Below are 20611 nucleotides of genomic sequence, written 5' to 3' on the forward strand. Positions count from 1 at the left end.
CAGTGTATTGCAAGGGGGATGCGTTACTGGCCAATCCCCTGCTGAGGAACGGGCCGGGAACGGCGCGAAACGCCGTGCACAAGAACGTTTCGACGAACTTCCGTGCGGGACGGCCCCTTGAATAAGGTTCCCAGGATGGGCATCACGTATGCTGCGGCGTATGCTGCGGCGACCAGACCGAAGGCAACATAGCCCATGGCATAGATCGTCGCGCCGAGGCCACCCTCCGGGGCAATATGCGCGAAGAAAGCGCACATCAGCAGGCCCCAGGGCGAGGTCCGGGTATCCCCGCACAGGGAGTCAAAGAGGACGAACAGCATGATCCACAGCAGGGGAGCCCAGAAGAAGATTCCTATCCACCGGCCGATGTGAAATGCCTCTCCGGAAGGAGAGAACGAGACTCCTGTCGTGGTATCGTCCGCTGCGAGACCACCCATTTCATGGGCGTAGAAGTTTCCGAAATTGACAGTGGGTTTGCCGGGCCACAAAAACCGTGGAATCAAATTCCCGAATCCCATGATGACAGGGGCTGGACCGATCGGTCCGCGTCTTTCCGTGACGTCATGCAGCCCGTCATCGGGGGAGATCATCTGCAGACGATCCAGAAAGCCCTGGGACTTATTGAAATATCCCTGGATCTGCCGGGAATAGTAGTCCTCGCTGCTCTCTTCGTATTTGGTGCGAGTCCCTTCGAGGTCGGAGAGCAATTCTGCGCTCACCCGCACGCGCCCGGCAAAGGTAGGCTCAAAAAAATTACGTCCGTACTGCGCGTAGGGCACCAGATAATGGACGGCTAGAAAAAGCCCAAAAATAAGGCCGACAAACTGTATTCGAGAGAGGCGGTACCCCTGGGAGCCGGCGGCAACCATCCAGCACGCCAGCGGCATGAAAATGCCTTCTTTGGAGAACCCCATCAGTCCCAGACCGAAGATCGTTCCTCCGGAGATTAGCACGATCAGATTGACACTGCTCCTTCCGCCGGTTCTCCGAAGCTCATAGATCACGCCGAGGATCAGAGCCATCGGCAAAAAGCGGTTTATCTGGGACAGGGCGCTCAGGATGCCACCCTGCTGAATCTCGACGAATTGCATCGCGCCAAAGATCGCTATGCCCGTTACTGTGCATCCCACCGCGGCGTTTTGCATGTTGGCATCTGTAACGAGGTTCGCCAGCAGAGGGCGGCGGAATGTCAGTTTCCGGCTTATGGCGACCGCAATCAACATCGCCGTTATGCTCCCGACGTACACCTGCATCGTGAGGATGGGCTGAACGAGATTAGAATCTGCAGGCTCGCCAAGGACGGCCTTCCAGAATAATCCGAAGATCACGGCCAGAGTGGAGTAGAAAAAAACATAGGCCCCGGAGGGACGGGAGAGCCCTCCAGCAAGATTAAACGTAACTCCCGCGATAACGATGAACACAAAACTGCAGAGGGCGAAGAGAGTCGAGGTTCCCTGGTAGACCTGGACAAGAAAAAGCGCGAGCGCGAAACCGGTTACTCGCAAAATCGGTATATGAACAGGAAAAGGTATGCGCACTCGTCTTCTCTTTGGACCTCTCCACTTTCAAGGAACCCGCTTCGCCGGAACACCCTACTCCCGAAAAATTGCGGCTCTTAAGACCAGAACAGATTCTTAGGACACTCTAACGATAGAAGTCTGCGCCTAGGCAGTCAAAAGCCGAGGTGGTCGGGGAGTCGAATTCGAGACTGTACCGGATCGGGATTCCAGGACTAACTAGTCTGATTCCAGCAAGCTAAGGCTCTTCAGAAGCTTTGACTTAGGCCATCATCGGGACTATTCTGCCGAAAACTGCGGAAAACCGCCGACATTTATAGAGTCTATCCAGAGAAAAGGAAGGAAGCGGAATGGAACAGTTCGGTTACGAGCTGCGAATGGAACGCGAGAGAAGGCAAATTACACTCGAGACCATCTGTACGGTCACGAAAGTCTCTCTCCGTCACCTGGAGGCGCTCGAAGCCGGAAGGTATGCGGAGCTGCCCGGTGGCGTTTTTCGTAAAGGTATCGTCCGCAGCTATCTGAGTGCGGTCGGCCTGGAAGAGCCGCTCTGGCTCGAGCGCTTCGACGCCATGCTTCAAGCCAATGGAGCAGCGAGCGAGGAGGAGGGCTGGACAGAGTTTGCAGAAAACGTCAGAAAGAATCGTGGCGGCCGTTCCGGAAGACGACTGGATTCCCGTTGGATCGGGGTCGCCGTCATGGTGGCCGTGCTGGTTGTGTTCGGCTGGGGAGTATGGAAGTTTGTCCTGCACGGCAGACTTTTCCTTTAGCCGTCTGTTCCGTTCCAGGGCCACCGAGTCCAAGCGCTCAATTATGATGGCAGTTGGCTTACTTGTCCTTTCCGGCACTCCGGGACCTGACAAGCTCCCGTGAAGGATCACCCAACATTTAACTGGACCGAGCTCCCGATGCAAACAATAAGCATCGGCCTATCGAAGTCCCGATTATAAGAAATTGCCGGATCACCAGAAATCCGGCTCGCTAAGACAATTCTAGGAGACAGTGAATGACAGGCTTCAGGCTCTTTGCCTGTCGCGCGATGATGTTGATCGCCGCGACAGTCTTAGTCGTGGGCGCACAGGGCGCCCTGGCGCAAAACGTTTTAGGCAGTATCAGCGGAACGGTATCGGATGTAAGCGGGGCCGCAATCAGCGGAGCCACCGTGACGCTGTTGAATACAGACCGCAATGAGATTGTGCGCAAAGTCACAACAAATGGAAGCGGCTATTACGCAGCCACCACACTCCCTCTTGGCGGGTACAAGATTACGGTGAGTTTCTCCGGTTTCGGTGATCAGGTGTTCAACGGAGTCGTATTGCACGTCAACGACGCGCTTACGATGAACGCAACCCTCCGCGCAGGAGCTGTGGAACAGGTCCTGGTCACCGCTGATACGCAATCGATCAACACCGAGAACGCGACACAGGCCGGTCTCATCAGCGGAACGCAGGTACGAGAGCTCGTGCTTTCCAGCCGTAATTACGAGCAGCTCGTTGGTCTGCAGCCCGGCGTGGCCTACTCGGGCGCCGACCAGATCTATATCGGCAATTCGAGCCCAAACGGCGCAACGAACGTCGTGCAGTTCTCCGTCAATGGCTCGAGAACCAGCGGAAACGCCTGGACCGTCGATGGCTCCGACAACGTCGACCGCGGCTCCAACTACACCCTCCTCACCTATCCCTCCGTTGACGCGATCGCCGAATTCAAGACCTTGCGCGGAACCTACCAGGCGGAGTTTGGACGCAGCGCCAGTGGTCAGATCAACGTCATCACCAAATCAGGCAGCAAGGATTTCCACGGCAGCGCCTATGAGTTTGTCCGCAACGACATCTTCAACGCCAATGATGTGCTGAACAAGCAGACCACGACCCCCAGTGGGGCTGCCAAAGCGCCCGCTTCCCGCGGCCCGCTGCGCTACAACGATTTCGGCTACACCATCGGTGGTCCGGTCTGGATCCCCAAGATCTACGACGGCCGCAAGAACAACACTTACTTCTTCTTCTCGCAGGAGATCCGCCGGGTCATCACTTACAAGCCGGTCACTTTGACGGGCGTTCCGAGCATGAATGAGCGTGGGGGAACCTTCACCCAGCCGGTGTGCGCCAACACCAACTCCGCAGGCGGCTGCGCCGATGGCGGCACAACCACTGTGCCGATCACCAGCACTTTGGCGCAGGCGTATCTCAAGGACATCTACGCGAACGTCGGAACGCCCGACCCAAGCGGGACCCTGGTGACCGCGCCGCAGCGCAATCTTTTCAACGCGAATCAGCAGATCGTGCGAATCGACCAGCAACTCGGTCAGAAGCTGAGTGTCTTCTTCCGCTTAATCAATGATTCCATTCCCACGCAGGAACCTGGCGGCCTCTACCAGGGCGTCGGCTATCCCGGCGTTAACACAACCAACACCAATGCTCCCGGACGCATCTATCTGGGCCATGCGACGTACGTGATTACTCCTACCCTGGTAGTCGATGGCGGCTATGCCTTCTCCTCCGGCGCGCTGCTCAGCGATCCGGTTGGACTTGCAGCCAACGCAAACTCGCCTGACATCAGGCCGAATCTGCCATTCGCTTCGACGCTTCCTCGCGTTCCAACCCTCACTTTTTCGGGTGGAACGGCGATCTCCACCTACGGTCCGTATCGCGATTACAACCGGAACCACAATATCTTTGCAAACCTCACCAAGACCATCGGGAATCACACGGTAAAGGCCGGATTCACCTACAACCACTACAACAAAGAGGAAAACAACGCGAGCGCGAACGCCGGAAGCTTCGGCTTCACCAACGGCAACCTTCCTGCGGGCTCGACGGCTCAGCCGTACCAGCAGGCGTGGGCGAACTTTCTTACCGGCTTCGTCTCCACCTTCAGCCAGGCATCGATCGACGTCACTCCGAGCATTACGGCCAACCAGATCGAAGCGTACCTGCAGGACGACTGGAAGATTACGCCACGACTCACGCTGAATCTTGGCCTGCGCTACTCGCACTTCGCGCAGCCAACGGACGCAAACCATCAGCTGACGACGTTCGATCCTTCGCTTTATAACCCGGCGGCTGCACCGACGATAGGCAAAACTGGACTGATTTGCGTGACTGGCGCTCCTGCGTCGGCCTGCAACGGATTCACTCCTGTGGCCGGCGTCACCCTTGCTCAGGCGATTACCAACGGCGTCAGCATCAATAACGTCAACTCACCCTATGGGAACAAGATTGCCAAGGCGGATAACCTGAACTTCGCCCCTCGTGTCGGTTTCGCCTTCGATGTCTTCGGCGACGGCAAAACCTCGCTACGCGGCGGATACGGAATCGCGTACGACTCCGCTCTGTTCGCCATCTACGAGCAGAACATCTTCCAGAACCCGCCATTCGTCAACACACCGACGATCTCCAACACCAGCTTCGATAATCCCGCCGCGGTCGCTGCGAATGTGAACTACTCGGCGCAGGTGCTGCGAGCCACCGCGCCGCACTTCAGCACGCCATACGTGCAGCAGTTCTCTCTGGACGTGCAGCAGCAGTTCCCGGGCGGCGTAGTTACCGATATCTCCTACGTCGGCAACCAGCAGATTCACCTTCTCGGCCTGGTCGACATCAACCAGGCTCCAGTCGGGGCCTTCGCAGCCGCAAATCCGGGCGTTGCGGTCACCTCCAGCAACGTCTCTCAGATCAATCCGTACCGTCCCTACAAGGGCTTCAGCGCCATCAACTCGGCCCAGCCGATCTTCAAAGGCAACTATCACTCGCTGCAGATGTCGGCCCGCAAGGAGTGGAGGCATAACTCCCTGGTAGCCGCCAACTACACCTGGTCGCGTGCCTTGACCAACGCCAACGCCGATCGGGTGGGAGCTCCGCAGATCTCGTCGAATCCTCAGGCCGAGTACGGACCCGCTGCAGCCGACCGGCGGCATATGTTCAATTTCAACGCCGTCTATGCCCTGCCCTTCTTCTACGAGCAGCATGGAGTGGTTGGACATCTGCTGGGAGGCTGGGAGGTCTCGGGCCTTGGCTACTTCAACACCGGACTTCCGCAGAACGTCACCACCTCCGGTCTCGATCCTGCCGGCGTCGGCGTCGTATTCAGCTCGAGCGTATCCTCAGGTCGCCCGGACCAGATCGCGAATCCGAACCAGAGTACGCCGGGCAATCCAATCCACAACCGTCAGCACTGGTTCAACATCAATGCCTTCACTGCGGTTCCGGCGGGACAGATTCGTGGCGGAAACGCAGAGCGCAACGTGGTCCAGGGCCCCGGCTGGTGGCGCGCTGATACGGGATTGTTCAAGAACATGAACCTTACCGAGAGGACGCACTTGCAGTTCCGTGGCGAAGCATTCAACCTCTTCAACCACACCAACCCGGATACGATCAGCACCTCCAGCCTGATCAGCGCCAGCGGCTTCAGCCCGACCGCTGGCAACGTTACCGGTTATCGCGACAAGCGCATTCTTCAGCTTGGGGCGAAGTTGGTCTTCTAGGTTCCAGCGACCATCCCAACCGAAAAGGCGTCTGCTCCCTGCAGACGCCTTTTTTTCAATGTTTTGCGGGGTCTCGAAATTACCGCTCAATGCGGAATCCTGCCGTCTGCCCCCTCGGCCTAGCCATTAGTTGGGTAACTTTTGATACACACCCTTCCCTGGCAGGTAGAATAGTAGGGTTGTATCAACCATGGGACACAGTCTTCCAGAAGGCTTCCCTGAAGGAGTTTCATTTGGCTACACGCGAGCGTTTTCTCTTTACCAGCGAGTCTGTCACCGAGGGCCACCCCGACAAGATCGCCGACCAAGTCTCAGATGCCATTCTCGATGCCTGCCTTGCGCAGGACCCCTACAGCCGTGTGGCGTGCGAGACGCTTACCTGCACCGGCCTGGTTGTCATCGCCGGCGAGATCACGACCAAGGCTTATGTTGATTTCCAGAGCCTGGTACGCGGAACCATCGCGGCGATCGGCTATGACAATGCGCTGTACGGGTTTGATTCCAACACCTGCGCCGTAATCTCGACGATCAACAAGCAGTCTGGCGACATCGCCATGGGCGTGGACACAGGCGGCGCCGGCGACCAGGGCATGATGTTCGGCTATGCGACCAATGAGACTCCCGAATTGATGCCGACGCCTATCTCCCTCGCGCATCGTCTCGCGCTCAAGCTCAGTGAAGTTCGCAAGAACGGAACCATGTCGTACCTTCGTCCCGACGGCAAGAGCCAGGTCACGGTCGAGTACGATTCCAACCACAAGCCTGTCCGTGTGGACGCGGTCGTCATCTCCACGCAGCACGCGGAGACCGTAGGCAATGAGGAGTTGCGCGGGGACATTCTGAAGAATGTGATCCAGGCCGTCATTCCCGCCGAGCTTCTGGACGAAAACACCAAGTACCATATCAACCCGACCGGTCGCTTCGTCGTCGGTGGACCGATGGGCGACACCGGCCTGACCGGACGCAAGATCATTGTGGATACCTACGGCGGCATGGGTCGTCATGGCGGCGGAGCCTTCAGCGGCAAGGACGCTACCAAGGTCGATCGCTCGGCTGCCTACATGGCTCGTTACGTTGCTAAAAACATCGTCGCAGCCGGGCTGGCCGACCGCTGCGAGGTGCAGCTTGCTTACGCCATTGGCGTGGCAGAACCGGTGAGCGTGCTTGTAGATACGTTCGAGACCGGCAAGGTCGATGAGAAGGAGCTGGAAGACCTCGTTCGCAAGAACTTCTCACTGACTCCGAAGGGCATCATCGAGAGCCTGAATCTCCGCCGCCCGATCTTCAAGGCAACTGCGGCTTATGGTCACTTCGGCCGCTCTGGCGCGAATTTCACCTGGGAGGCAACCGACAAGGCTGCCGCCCTCAAGGAGCAGGCTCTGAGCCTCACGACGGCGAAGTAACGCTTTCAATTCACGGTACAAAGGGGGCGAGCCATCCGGCTTGCCCCTTATTTTTTTGCCGATTCCCGATTGCCGACTCACACCAACCGGAAATCTCTCGCACAACGTCACCCATTCCCGCCGCATCCGAATCAAAGCCATGCTGATTCGAGCCGAGTTCGACATTCAGTTTCATCTCCCTGCACCGCTGACCGTGATCGCGATGCTGCGGCTGCATCCGTCGCTCGATCCATGCCTTCAAGAGCCTGAGACACTGACGATCGAACACATCGACCTTGAGACCAGGCAGCAGTTGGCCGGACGCGAGTACCTCGATGGATTCGGAAATCGCTGTCTGCGATTCAATGCACCCGGAGGTGCGCTGCGGCTTGCTGGGAGCAGCCTCGTCCGTGTGAATGGAATCGCCGACGAAGTGAACGCGGGAGCCCCTCAGCATCCCATCGATCAAATCCCCGACGATGTGTTGCAGTTTCTGCTGGGCAGCCGCTACTGCGAAGTCGACAGGATGTTGGAGATCGCCTGCGGACTGTTCGGCTCGACCCCGGAGGGATGGCAACGGGCGATCACAATCCGCGATTGGGTCCACAATCACGTGCAATTCGATTACCAGGCCGCCCGGCCAACGAAGACAGCGCTCGATGTCTTTACCGAGCGTATCGGGGTGTGTCGCGATTTCCAGCATCTTGCCATCACGCTCACTCGAGCGATGAACATCCCCGCACGCTACGTAACCGGCCATCTCGGAGATATTCGTATCCCTTATAGTGGGCCTGGAGACTTCAGCGCCTGGTACGAGGTTTATCTTGGTGGGCGGTGGTGGTCGATGGATGCGCGTCATAATGTGCCACGAATCGGACGTCTGCTGATGGCGGTCGGCCGGGATGCAACGGATGTAGCCATTACGACCAGCTTCGGCTCCTCTCTTCTAACCCATTTCTACGTCGAGAGTAACGAAGTGGACGAGGCAGGGGAAAAAGTAGCACTTCCCTTGGCATCGGCCCCGGCAACGGCGACAATCCCGCCGTCGGGAGTCACGATTTAACTGCATCTCTCGGCTCCATTTTTGAACGAACAAAACGGAGTGTGGTACGCATGCCAGTCGAGGGAAGATACTGACATGACGATGTCCGCAGGCAAAATCACCGATATTCTCTCCGCCAGGCAATGGCAACAAGTATTGGACCGGGATGCCCGCGCCGACGGCCAATTCTTCTATGCGGTCCATACCACCGGGATCGTGTGCAGGCCAAGCTGCCCGAGCAGGCGCCCGGGAAAGGCGAATGTTGCATTCTTCTCAACGCTCGAAGAAGCCATCGGTGCGGGTTATCGTCCTTGCCGGCGTTGCCATCCGGAACGAACGGCCCCCGAGCCAGATCCTCAGGCTAAGCCCGTTGCGCGCGCAGCCCGATACCTGAAGGAACACGCAGGCGAACGGGTAACGACAGACGAACTGGCCCGGGCTGCCGGAATCAACCGGCTTACCCTTCACCGCGCCTTCAGGCGAATCTTCGGGGTCAGCCCCGTTCAGTACGCGAGACAGCAGCGCCTGAAGGCCTTTGACACAAACATACGGGAGTCGACCATGCGAGTTACAGATGCAATCTACGACGCTGGATTTGGATCGAGCAGCAGGCTTTATGAGAACAGTGCTGCCCGCCTGGGCATGACGCCACGAGAGATGAGAAACGGTGCCGACGGGATTTCCATTCGCTACACCATCACAGATAGCCCTTTAGGCCGAATGCTGGTCGCGGCAACGGAGAAAGGCATCTGCACCATCGCCTTCGGCGAAGGGGATTCGGAGGTGCTGGAAGTTCTGAGCGATCGTTTCTCCAATGCCACGTTGACGCACGAGAGACCGAAGAGCGGCTGGCTGGCAGAGGCGGTCGACTACATCATCGGCCAGATGGGTGAGCATCCAACAGCCGCGACATTTCCGCTCGACGTGCGCGCAACTGCGTTTCAACATCGGGTATGGCGGGCGCTGCAGGGGATTCCTCGCGGCGAAACGCGCAGCTACTCGCAGCTTGCAGCCGAACTGGGGTCTCCCACTGCGACTCGCGCGGTCGCAGGAGCCTGCGCGGCAAATCCCGTCGCGGTCATTGTCCCGTGCCATCGCGTCGTGGGAAAGAACGGATCGCTCACCGGCTTTCGCTGGGGAACCGAGCGCAAACGCAAGCTGTTGGAGGCAGAGAAGAACGTCGCGTTCTCGTCTTGAAAGACGAACCGACATACGAGGTATGACCAGGGGACAGCGATCCCATATGCCCGAGGACGGACCAGTTGGGATGAGGGGGGAGCCACACGGTTCCCCTTTTTGCATTGGGATCTTAGGACAGTCCGACAGCATCGAGGGCACCCGGATGGCAGGCCGCGAGTGGTATCCTGAAGGGAGGAGAATCTTCTTTCTCCGAACAGTTTTCAACATAAAAACGAGGTGCCTATTATGGCAACAGCAACAATCGATAAGGCGACGATAGCGGCCGACTACAAGGTTGCGGATCTCTCGCTGGCGGACTTCGGACGTAAGGAAATCGACATTGCGGAGCAGGAGATGCCCGGCCTGATGTCGATCCGCAACAAGTACGCTCCCGCGAAGCCCCTTGCCGGCGTCCGGGTCACCGGATCGCTGCACATGACGATCCAGACCGCCGTCCTCATCGAAACGCTCGTCGCTCTCGGCGCCGATGTGCGATGGGCGAGCTGCAATATCTTCTCCACCCAGGACCACGCCGCCGCCGCAATCGCCGCCGCAGGCATTCCGGTCTTCGCATGGAAAGGCGAGACCCTCGAAGAGTACTGGTGGTGCACCGATCAGGCTCTCCGACACAAGGGCGGCCTCGGACCGCAGATCGTCATCGACGATGGCGGCGACGTCACACTGCTCATCCACAAGGGCGTCGATCTGGAGAAGGGTGATGGCTGGGTCAACACTCCCTCCGGCAATCAGGAAGAACAGGTCATCAAGAACCTCCTCAAGAAGATCAACGCCGAAGATCCCACCTACTTCCAGAAGATCGCGAAGGAATGGCGCGGTGTAGCGGAAGAGACGACCACCGGCGTGCATCGCCTCTACAAGATGATGGAACAGGGCAAGCTCCTGGTACCGGCCATCAATGTTAACGATTCGGTCACCAAATCGAAGTTCGACAACCTCTATGGCTGCCGCGAGTCGCTGGTCGACGGAATCAAACGCGCCACCGATGTGATGGTCGCTGGAAAGGTCGCCGTGGTCTGCGGCTACGGTGATGTCGGCAAAGGCTCTGCCCGTTCCCTGCGTGGCATGGGAGCCCGCGTGATCGTCACCGAGATTGACCCCATCAATGCCCTGCAGGCTGCAATGGAAGGTTACGAGGTTACGACCATTGAAGAAACGCTGGGTATCGGCGATATCTACGTTACCTGCACCGGGAATCTCGACGTCATCACCTACGAACACATGCAGCAGATGAAGGATCAGGCGATCGTCTGCAATATCGGACACTTCGACAACGAGATCCAGATGGACGCCCTGAACCAGGCGAGCGGAGTTACCCGGTTGAACATCAAACCGCAGGTGGACAAGTACACGCTGCCGGCAGGCAACAGCATCTTCGTGCTTGCCGAAGGCCGACTGGTCAACCTGGGCTGCGCTACCGGCCACCCGAGCTTCGTCATGTCGAACAGCTTCTCCAACCAGACACTGGCAGCACTCGACCTGTGGAAGAACAAAGACACCTACAAGGCGGGCGTCTACATCCTTCCCAAGCAGCTTGACGAAGAGGTGGCGCGACTTCACCTCGAGAAGATCGGTGTGAAGCTGACCACACTCTCGAAGAACCAGGCGGACTATCTGGGTGTCGCAGTCGAAGGCCCGTACAAGTCCGAGCAGTACCGCTACTAAACCACCCTAAGGCTATCAACAGGAAAGACCGCCCATATCCGGCGGTCTTTCCTGTTTGCGAACGCCGAGGAACAGTCGCATAAGCTTGCCGCCAGATCCATCTTTGCAGGGCAAATATCCGCCAGCTGGACCAAGCGGCTACTCCGCCTGCGCCGGAACGTAGTCCGGAGCAATGATCGCCTGCAACTCCGGCTCTTTGGAGAGTGACTGCTGTTCGACCAGAACGACGGTGCTGGCCGAACCGGAGGTATAGGTCACCTGAGATCCGCTGTAGGCCGGCTCCGTCTCGTTGGTGAGACCCGTTCCCGCAGGTACCATCACCAGCGTGTAAGTACCCGCCGGAAGATTCACGTATCCGCTGTTTGCACCAAAAGAGACATTGGAAAGAGTCGGCGAAGCCGACGTTAGCCGGTGTCCGGGGGGAAGCAGATAAATATCGACAGACCCGGTGCGAGCAGCCTGGTGAAGAAACCGGAGAGCAATCTGCCCGTGCGGAGTCGGCTGGCTCTGATCCTTCAACACCAGTTGTTGCAGATTCGAAGAGAAATTTCCAATCAGAACGGTATATTGGCCCGCGGTAGCCAGCGTCGCTTTCGACGAGGTGAGGGTCTGGCGGCTGCCCGACATCGTCGCCGTGGTCGTATAAGTTCCCGGCTCAACCGGCACATATGAGGTGATGGTTCCAAAGGCCAGCCTGTAAGCGATCGCCGAAGAGTTCTGATAGATATCGATCTCGGGTGCGTCCGGAGAGACATCAATCACCCGAACCCGGGACCGGCTCGTGCTCGAAACCATGCCCTGGCATCCGGACAGCAGTACCGCACACATCCCCCACGCGATCCAGCTGGACGCCTTCCTGGTGAAACAATGGAGAGACAAAAGCGGTTTGCCCGGGTTGAGCATTATCAGGTCGAGAACTCGATATGAATCACTCTAAATGTTTTCAGTCGGAGAGGCGATGGAGAAGAATTCTCTGGGCCATCGCTCTTGTATGCACGAACATAGGGGTTCCCCTTCACGCGCAGACCAGTCCGGCGGCCCCTGAACCCAAATCTGGTCAAAGCAAGTTGCCCGATCCTCCGCCCCTGGCGGTCCCTCCTTCCCCTTCCGACATCTCCCCGCTAGCTCCCGTCATTGCTCCGGCAGTCGGGCCCCGAGTCGAGGCCATCGTGAGTATGCGCGACAACCAGGGGAAGAATGCAGCTATCGCTTCACACAAGCAGAACTACGAGCTCACCCTCAAAGACTCCGAGTGGCTCGATACCGGCGTCGTCGTCTCAGCCGGAGAGCTTGCGACCTTCAAGAGCACGGGCGACATCATCATGGCAGACGCTCGAGAGGCTACACCCGACGGCATCGAGCGCGGATGGAAGGATCTGCTGCGGCAGTTTCCTCTGAATCAGGCCAAGGTGGGTGCGCTCATCGGCAGGGTAAGCGATATCGGGGCCTCCGTTCCCTTCTCGATTGGAACGTCCGGAGAGGTAGCCATGCCAACGACGGGCACGTTATACCTCCGCATCAACGTGAGCAGCGACCTCTCCTTCACCGGAGACTACAAGGTAAAGATCAAGTTCGCGCCCGCACCAAAAGCGAAAGGCAACGCCGTCTCCGCCACGTTGGCAGCGCCCATCAGCACCGTCATTACCCCCGCCACATTTGACGATATTCCGCGGCGGGTCTCCGATGTCGCGGCGGGGCATGGCCATCCTGGTGACATGGTGAACTTCGCGATTGTCGGAACCAGGGAGCAGGTTCAGGCAGCCTTCCAGGCGGCGGGATGGACGGCTGTCGACAAGTCTGTCCAGGAAGCCATCCTCGATGGCTTGCTGAAGACCCTCAGCCGCGAGGCATACACCGCGGTGCCTATGAGCACGCTCTACCTCTTCGGTCGCCCACAGGATATGTCCTACTCCCGCGCGGATCCTCTCCTTGTCGCTGCCGAGCGGCATCATCTCCGCGTGTGGCAGAGCGACAAGACCGTCGCGGGACGGCCCTTGTGGGTGGGTTCCGCGACTCACGATATCGGTTTCGAGAAAGATCAGCGAACCGGAGGCGTCACCCACAAGATCGACCCCGAGATCGACAAGGAGCGCGATTACCTTCTTCAGGGCTTCGACGCTGCCGGAGCCTTTTCGAGCGCCGCATACGTAACGCCATCCAATCCGCTTCTCGACGCCAGAACTGCGACCGGCGGAAGCTTTCAGTCCGACGGACGCATCCTGACCATGGAGTTGAGGTAACCACTCCGGATCTCCAGCCGCTCATGGATCCTAACGAATCCTTGCGACCAGCAAGGTCATATCGTCATGCTGGGGCGCACCGGCCGTAAAGCGATCGGCTGCCTCCAGCACACAATCGATCAGCTGTTGCGCCGTGGCAGTGCACTCAGGCCGATCCAACAGCGTCCGGACGGCAGCAATCATGTGGTCTTCTCCCCATTCTCTTTCCTCTGCATCCATCGCCTCTGAAACTCCATCCGTAAAGGTGATCAGGACATCACCGGGATGTAGCAACAGGCTCGCTTCAGCGTAGGAAACTTCAGGCAGAAGTCCGATGACCGTGCCGGTCGCCTCAAGCAAAATGTTTTGATCGCCGCGAAGAAGGATGGGAGGATTGTGGCCCGCATTCACATAAGACAGCATCCGCGTACAGGGATCGAACTCGGCATAAAAGAATGTGGCATAGCGATTCGCCGTTGAGGAGTCGTAAACCAGCCGATTGACGTGCTCCATCAACGCAGCCAGATCGCCGCCCTGCAACTGAGCTGCGCTGCGCAGACTCGCACGCAGGCTCGCCATCAGCAGCGCGGCCGAGATTCCCTTGCCCGAGATATCTCCCAGCGCAAGCGCAAGCCGCGTGCCGCACACCGAATCGCTGGCCGGTAAAACGAAGTAATCATAGTAGTCGCCTCCCACCACCTGGGCCGGACGGCAATAACCTGCGAGATCGATTCCGTCTACATCCGGGCAGCTTTGCGGAAACAGCCGCTCCTGCACCTCGCGTGCAATCTCAATCTCGCGCGAGACACGCTCCCGCTGCGCAATCTCGGTGGAAAGATTCTCGAAGAGCTCCGCGTTTTCAAGAGCCAGCCCCGCCTGCGTCGCAACCGATTGCAACAGCTGTCGATCGGTGCGCGAGTAAGGCTCTTCGGAGCGCTTCGGTCCAAGCGCGATCACACCCGCCAGCCGGTTGCGACCAGGCAGCGGAACCAGCAGCTCCGTGGAAAGGTCGTTCAACGCGTTGCGCTCCGCCTCTGTCGCATCCACCAGCCAGCTCGACGGATCGTCGCGGTACACCGGGGCCGGGGCTGGTCCGCGCGCGAGATTTGTGATCGTCGCCGAGCTTGCCGCCAGCGCCAGCGAGCCGAATTGGGGTGACATCATCGGCGTTGCTGGCATTCCAGTCGCGAACTGCAACCGATAGCTGTCTCCCGCGCGCAAAAAGACCGCTATCCGCTCGACGTGCAGCGTATCGCCGATTCTTTGCGTGATGGCGGTTAGCAGAGGATTAACCTCTGTGAAGTTACGAGCCTCTTCTGACAGCTCCGACAATATCTGCTCGGCAGAGTAAGCCTCGCGAAAGAATCTCTGATCGATCCGCTGCTGGAGGCGCTTCGACAACAGAATGCGAAATGCGAAAAACAGAAGGAGGATGCCGAATATCTTGATGACATCGGCGGTGCGATTCTCTCCGGATTCGGTCGCAAAATAATCGCGGAGCGCGAATGCCATCCATAGTCCCAGCAAGGCCGCCAAGACCGCAATAGAACGCCGCGCAAACGCATACTTAGTACCCTGTCGAATCAGAATGCTGACGTCCATCGCCCTCTGGACGATAACGACATAAGCCAGGGTCAGCGGAAAGAGAAACAGTATCCCGACAATGGTCAGCACAATCCACTGCGGTATTCCCTGTCCGATGTCTGTCTTTCGAATCACCGAGATGACGACAAGAACAAAAAACGGGATCAGGCCGACAGTGCTTCCGAAGTAGAGAATGCGCAACCGGCGGCGAGCATCTCCGGTCGCGGTGCGGATCTTGGGAAACAGGCAGACGAAAAAGTATGAGATCGCCAGAATGCTGAAGATGGCCTCAATCGTATTGAGGCTGATCGAATAAGGAACCAACCAGTTCGAGAGCGAAAAGTCATAGAGATTCCCAAATTCTCCAAGCAGATCCATCGGAAACAACAGAAGGGTCGGAACCACGAAGATCCACTTGATCCACGGATAACGCATATCGATGATGGAACGTTCCGGGAAGTAGATCCCGAACGCCATCAGGCAAAGCGGCATCGCGGTCTGCGACAACGCCGACCAGAAGACGGCTACCGGCGCCAGCGGACCGGACAGCGAGGACGTTGCGACAAAAAGTGAGTTGAAACTCCCGAGAATACCCAGAATGAGCCAGGCGTGCGGATTTCGCGGCCGCGCAAACACAACATACAGCCCCGTCAATAAGCAGAAGTAGGAAAGGGCCGCGATAACAGTCAGCACCACCCATGACCAGAGGGGTCGGGATCCCGGATGAATGGGCTTCAATAACACCGTCGCGGTGCGAACATCGCTCTTGCCGGGACGTCGGAAACTGACAGCAAGCGGTTCCCCCGGCCGACTGCGTCGCACCTCATTCATCAACACGCTGCCACTGAGATAGGGATGGCCATTAATTGTGAGAACCGTATCTCGTGTTCTCAATCCCGCGGCCTGCGCCTCGGGAGTAACTTCGTTGATCGCTGCTCCCTGGCGGCCACCCTGAAAAGGTGGACGAGCAAAGTCCATTCCATGGGCCTGCGAACTGAAATTACGCCTCGCGCCCAAAACGAGGTGGGTGAGCGCAATCAGCGCCACCAGAGCCAGAAGAACGTATTGAAACCGTGCAGATCGCTGCAGCATAAGAAGAAGGATGGCTGCATGCAGCCATCCCTTTCATCCCCTTCCGCAAGAGAAGCCCACCGTCATTATTTCTTCGGCTTGGTGGCTATCACTTGATCCTTGATCTTGTCATACACTCCCTGCGGTAGAATCCCGCGGGAGACAAGCTGATTCTTTGCCGTGTAGGGTCTGCCGTCGACAATGCGCTTGGCATAGGCATCTCCGATTCCCGGAATCGCCTTCATTTGGTCGGGCGTTGCGCTATTGATGTCGATCTTGTCGGTCGCTGCTGCAGCGGCAGCAGCAGGCTTCGTCGATGATGCCATCTGCGCAGGCATCGAAAGCGGAAGCATCAGCGAAAGAGCGACGGCCAGAAAGGAGCTTCGAAAGATTCGCATAGAGGATTGCAACTCCTTGAAAAAAATGACAGAGGGTTCACCGGAAGGGTACGAGAGTCAAGGGGGACGGTCAATGGAGAGTTTCTTCGCGCCCATACTGTCTGGCAACGGGTCGTGCGCAGGTTGACTTCCCCGGGCGCCAACGCTACTCTGAACTAGCGATGCGTTCGCTGAACCTCCACCACGGGCATCATCACCATCATCATGCGCAGAGCGTGTTGGCGGCTATGTCCGGTGTGGCGAAGTAACGAAGCTCGAGACCACAGGATTCTGAAAGGCCCGCCAACGCGCACTCCGCGAGCGGGCCTTTTCTTGTGTCAACGAACAAACGGGGGATTTGAGATGGCAGATGCAGTAAAGATCGACTTTGCCAAGATGGACGGCCTGGTGCCAGGCATCGTACAGGATTGGAAGACCGGCGAGATGCTCATGCTCGGCTTCCTCAACGAAACCAGCTATCAGAAGACACTGGAGACAGGCTTCGTCACCTTCTGGAGTCGCACCCGCAGCAAGCTGTGGATGAAGGGCGAGACCAGCGGGAACCGCCTCCGCGTCGTCGAGGCCTCCACCGACTGCGACAACGATGCTCTGCTCTTCCGCGTCCAGGTCGAAGGCGACGGCCTGGTCTGCCACGAGGGCACCGTGAGCTGCTTCACCAAAAAGATCGAAACGGAGACGAAGGAATGAGTGACGCGCAGAAGAAGCTGAAGCTCGGAATCCCCAAGGGCAGCTTGCAGGACGCAACCATCGCGTTGTTTCAACGTGCAGGATGGCAGATCTTTGCCAGTGGCCGAAGCTACTTTCCCGGCATCGACGACACCGAGATCGAGTGCATGCTCGTCCGCGCGCAGGAGATGGCTCGTTACGTCGAGCATGGCGCGCTGGATGCCGGCCTCACCGGAAACGATTGGGTGCTGGAGAACCAGCACGATGTCGAATACGTCACCAGCCTCACCTACTCCAAGCAAAGCCGCCAGAAGGTGAAGTGGGTGCTCGCCGTTCCCGAGGACTCCCCCTTCCAGAAGCCGGAGGACCTCGCCGGAAAGATCATCGCCACCGAGCTGGTCGAGTTCACCAAGCGCTACTTCGCCTCAAAAAACATCCCCGTCACGGTCGAGTTCAGCTGGGGCGCCACCGAGGTCAAGCCTCCCACGCTCGCCGACGCCATCGTCGAAGTAACCGAGACCGGAAGCTCGCTGCGCGCCAATCGCCTGCGCATCATCGAAACCCTGATGGAGAGCGAGACACAGCTGATCGCCAACAAGACCGCTTACAAGGACGAGTGGAAGCGCGGAAAGATCAACAACATCTCGCTGATGCTCAACGCTGCCATCGCCGCTCAGGGTCGCGTGGGCTTGATGCTCAACGCTCGCAAGGCTGATCTGCGTGAAGTAATCGGTGTGCTGCCTGCTCTCAACTCGCCTACCGTATCCCAGCTCAGTGATGCCGAATGGGTCGCGCTCAACACGATTCTCGATGAGACAGAAGTTCGCGAGGTCATCCCAAAGCTCAAAGCGGTGGGTGCCACCGGCATCGTCGAGTATCCGCTCAGCAAGGTCGTTCTATAAAACAGCCGTCAGCTTCTGGCTCTTAGCCTTCTAACGAAAGCTAGAAGCTGGCGACGAAAAAGCTGAACCCTCTGGAGTCCTGGTAGATGAAGCTGGTAAAGACATACGGTCGAACTGCAAAGGCTGCCGCCGCTCTTCTCGCCTCGATCGAGCGGCGCGGTGCAGTCAACACGGCAAAGGTCGAGCCCATCGTCCGCCGCATCCTTGCGGACATTCGCAAAGGCGGCGATGCATCTCTGAAGAAATACGCCGCGAAGTTTGACAGTCTCGCAAAGAACCAGTCCCTTCGAGTCACTCGCGAAGAGATGCAGGCAGCATGGGAGTCCACAGCACCCGAGCTGCAGGCCGCGATGATGATCGCGCGCGGCAATATCCTCGCCTTTGCCGAAGCTCAGCATCCCAAGGAGTGGAGCATCTCGGCGACCGACGGCGTCAAGACCGGCCAGCTCGTCCGCCCACTCGGAAGCGTCGGCTGCTACGTCCCCGGAGGCCGCTACCCGCTTCCTTCCACCCTGCTGATGACGGTAACCCCCGCGCAGGTCGCAGGCGTCGAGCGCATCGTCGTCTGCTCCCCCAAGCCCGCGCGTGAAACCCTTGCCGCCGCATGGCTCGCAGGCGTCTCCGAGTTCTACCGCGTCGGCGGAGCCCAGGCCATCGCGGCTCTCGCCTATGGCACGCAGACGATCGAGCCCGTTAACAAAATCGTCGGCCCCGGCAATCTCTTCGTCACCGCCGCCAAAACCCTCGTCTCCTCCGAATGCGGCATCGATATGCCCGCCGGCCCCACCGAGATCGTCGTCACCAGCGAGCGCGGCAATGCTGCAGGCATCGCCGCCGACCTGGTAGCTCAGGCTGAGCACGACCCCGAGACGCTCGCGGTCCTGATCACCAGCAACGAAGCCCTCGCAAAGGAAGTAGCAGCCGAAGTCAAAGGGCAGGCACGCGGAAACAAAATTGCCCGCCAGTCGCTCGCGGCGCAGGGTGCAATCTTTGTAACGGAATCCGTTACCGAAGCAAGAGAACTCACCAACCGTCTCGCTCCCGAGCACCTGACTGTCGATTCCACCGTCGACCTTAGGTGGGTCTCGAACGCAGGCAGCGTCTTCGTCGGCGACTATGCCCCGCAATCCATGGGAGACTACATCTCCGGTCCCAACCACGTTCTCCCCACGGGCCGTGTTGGCCGCGTTCGCGGGGGCTTGAGCGTTCTCGACTACGTCAAGATCATTACCGTGCAGGAGTACACTCGCAAGGGCCTCGGCAAACTGGGTCCACATGCTATCGCACTCGCCACCGCTGAAGGACTAACCGGCCATGCCGAAAGTGTTCGCGTAAGGATGAGATAACCATGAGCGTAGTCACCAAGGTCGCAACCGTACAGCCACGCCGGGCCGTTCTGGAGATGCCGGAGTATCACCCTCCGCTCGCAGGTCGCGATGCCCTTCGTCTCGACTTCAACGAGAACACGCTCGCCCCTTCGCCGCTCGTGCTCGACCGGCTTAAGCAGATCACCGCCGAGGGCCTCACCAAGTATCCCGAGCGCGCACCCGCGGAAGGCAAGGTCGCCGCACACCTCGGTCTCGACCCCGCACAGGTTCTTCTCACCAACGGCGTCGACGAGGCGATTCACCTGATCTGTTGCGCCTTCCTCGAAGCTGACGACGAAGCCCTCATCGCGACTCCCTCGTTCTTCATGTACGACGTCAGCATCGCCATGATGACGAGCGGCCTCGTCAAGGTACAGGCCGACGAGACGTTGCAGTTTCCCTTCGAGCGCTTCCTCGCTGCCATCAATGAGCGAACCAAGCTCATCATCGTTGCGTCTCCCAATAACCCCACCGGGGCCACGGCAAGCCGCGCCGAGCTTCTCGCCATCGCCAACGCCGCTCCTCACGCCGTGCTGCTGGTCGATGAGGCATACTTCCACTTCCACGGCGAAACCGTCCTCGGCGACCTCGCCACCACACCCAACCTCATCGTCGCCCGCACCTTCTCGAAGGCCTACGGTCTCGCGAATCTTCGCATCGGAATGCTCGCCACGAGCCCGGAGCTGATAACGTATCTGCGCAAGGTTAGCTCGCCCTACAACGTCAACGGAGTCGCACTCGACTGCCTCATCGCAGCCATCGACGACGATGCCTACATCGCCTGGTACGTCGAGCAGATTCGCATCGGCCGTGAGCGAATGATGGGCGGCCTCGACGAGCTCGGCGTGCACTACTTCCCCAGCGCGGCCAACTTCGTACTGATGAAGATCGGCCCGCTCCACAAAGAACTGGTCACCGCCATGCGAGGCCGCGGTGTACTGCTGCGCGACCGCTCGGCTGACCCCGGCTGCGACGGCTACGTCCGCATCACCATTGGAGTCGCGGATCACGTCACGCGCGGCCTCGAAGCCCTCAAGGCATCGCTCGAAGAGATCGGCTGGAAGCCTATCTATGGTTTCAGCCTCACAGAATCCAAAGCAGGACAGGAGCTCTAAAACAAG

General features: G+C 58.7%; 15 protein-coding genes. 11 read left to right on the forward strand and 4 right to left on the reverse strand.

Translation table 11 applies throughout. The features are described 5' to 3' along the window. Nucleotides 1–23 precede the first annotated feature (23 nt). Nucleotides 24–1538, reverse strand: coding sequence for a hypothetical protein (locus tag BDD14_RS11120; protein ID WP_130418868.1), 1515 nt, complete (start codon nucleotides 1536–1538; stop codon nucleotides 24–26). A gap of 329 nt (nucleotides 1539–1867) precedes the next feature. On the opposite strand from BDD14_RS11120, the gene BDD14_RS11125 reads away from it, so the two are divergent. The 6 genes from BDD14_RS11125 (at nucleotide 1868) to ahcY (ending at nucleotide 11283) form a co-directional block, all read left to right on the forward strand. Next, nucleotides 1868–2287, forward strand: a complete 420-nt coding sequence (locus BDD14_RS11125; RefSeq protein WP_130418869.1) for a helix-turn-helix domain-containing protein — start codon at nucleotides 1868–1870, stop codon at nucleotides 2285–2287. Nucleotides 2288–2523: 236 nt separating this feature from the next. Continuing rightward, nucleotides 2524–5997, forward strand: a complete 3474-nt coding sequence (locus BDD14_RS11130; RefSeq protein WP_242617885.1) for a carboxypeptidase-like regulatory domain-containing protein — start codon at nucleotides 2524–2526, stop codon at nucleotides 5995–5997. A 233-nt stretch (nucleotides 5998–6230) separates the two neighbouring features. Continuing rightward, nucleotides 6231–7400 carry a methionine adenosyltransferase gene (gene metK, locus BDD14_RS11135; RefSeq protein WP_130418870.1) on the forward strand — a complete coding sequence of 390 codons (1170 nt, stop codon included), beginning with the start codon at nucleotides 6231–6233 and terminating at the stop codon, nucleotides 7398–7400. 139 nt (nucleotides 7401–7539) lie between these two features. Then, nucleotides 7540–8442 (forward strand): transglutaminase-like domain-containing protein, encoded by a 903-nt coding sequence (locus BDD14_RS11140; RefSeq protein WP_130422974.1) that lies wholly within the window; start codon nucleotides 7540–7542, stop codon nucleotides 8440–8442. 75 nt (nucleotides 8443–8517) lie between these two features. Next, on the forward strand, nucleotides 8518–9618 hold the full coding sequence (ada, locus tag BDD14_RS11145) for a bifunctional DNA-binding transcriptional regulator/O6-methylguanine-DNA methyltransferase Ada (protein ID WP_130418871.1): 1101 nt from the start codon (nucleotides 8518–8520) through the stop codon (nucleotides 9616–9618). A 228-nt stretch (nucleotides 9619–9846) separates the two neighbouring features. After that, the gene (gene ahcY / locus BDD14_RS11150) at nucleotides 9847–11283 is read left to right on the forward strand and encodes an adenosylhomocysteinase (RefSeq protein WP_130418872.1); all 1437 of its coding nucleotides are present in this window, start codon (nucleotides 9847–9849) and stop codon (nucleotides 11281–11283) included. Between the two features lie 138 nt (nucleotides 11284–11421). On the opposite strand, the gene BDD14_RS11155 is transcribed toward ahcY, so the two are convergent. Next, nucleotides 11422–12078, reverse strand: coding sequence for a DUF4397 domain-containing protein (locus BDD14_RS11155; RefSeq protein WP_165420029.1), 657 nt, complete (start codon nucleotides 12076–12078; stop codon nucleotides 11422–11424). Between the two features lie 128 nt (nucleotides 12079–12206). On the opposite strand from BDD14_RS11155, the gene BDD14_RS11160 reads away from it, so the two are divergent. Then, nucleotides 12207–13523, forward strand: coding sequence for an LssY C-terminal domain-containing protein (locus BDD14_RS11160; RefSeq protein ID WP_130418874.1), 1317 nt, complete (start codon nucleotides 12207–12209; stop codon nucleotides 13521–13523). A gap of 30 nt (nucleotides 13524–13553) precedes the next feature. Here BDD14_RS11160 and BDD14_RS11165 read toward each other — a convergent pair whose 3' ends face one another. After that, nucleotides 13554–16178, reverse strand: coding sequence for a SpoIIE family protein phosphatase (locus BDD14_RS11165; protein ID WP_130418875.1), 2625 nt, complete (start codon nucleotides 16176–16178; stop codon nucleotides 13554–13556). Between the two features lie 65 nt (nucleotides 16179–16243). Then, a complete protein-coding gene (locus BDD14_RS11170) occupies nucleotides 16244–16555 on the reverse strand; it encodes a ComEA family DNA-binding protein (RefSeq protein WP_130418876.1) in 312 nt (103 codons plus the stop codon). A 342-nt stretch (nucleotides 16556–16897) separates the two neighbouring features. Here BDD14_RS11170 and hisI point away from each other — a divergent pair, with 342 nt between their 5' ends. The 4 genes from hisI (at nucleotide 16898) to hisC (ending at nucleotide 20605) form a co-directional block, all read left to right on the forward strand. After that, on the forward strand, nucleotides 16898–17242 hold the full coding sequence (hisI, locus tag BDD14_RS11175) for a phosphoribosyl-AMP cyclohydrolase (protein WP_130418877.1): 345 nt from the start codon (nucleotides 16898–16900) through the stop codon (nucleotides 17240–17242). Further along, nucleotides 17239–18123, forward strand: coding sequence for an ATP phosphoribosyltransferase (hisG, locus tag BDD14_RS11180; RefSeq protein ID WP_130418878.1), 885 nt, complete (start codon nucleotides 17239–17241; stop codon nucleotides 18121–18123). The genes hisI and hisG overlap by 4 nt, the downstream gene beginning before the upstream one ends. Before the next feature lie 86 nt (nucleotides 18124–18209). Continuing rightward, entirely contained in the window at nucleotides 18210–19469 is a 1260-nt protein-coding gene (hisD, locus tag BDD14_RS11185; RefSeq protein ID WP_130418879.1) for a histidinol dehydrogenase, read from the forward strand. A 2-nt stretch (nucleotides 19470–19471) separates the two neighbouring features. Beyond that, a complete protein-coding gene (hisC, locus tag BDD14_RS11190) occupies nucleotides 19472–20605 on the forward strand; it encodes a histidinol-phosphate transaminase (RefSeq protein WP_130418880.1) in 1134 nt (377 codons plus the stop codon). The last annotated feature ends 6 nt before the right edge of the window (nucleotides 20606–20611 follow it).

The organism is Edaphobacter modestus, assembly GCF_004217555.1.
GTDB lineage: Bacteria > Acidobacteriota > Terriglobia > Terriglobales > Acidobacteriaceae > Edaphobacter > Edaphobacter modestus.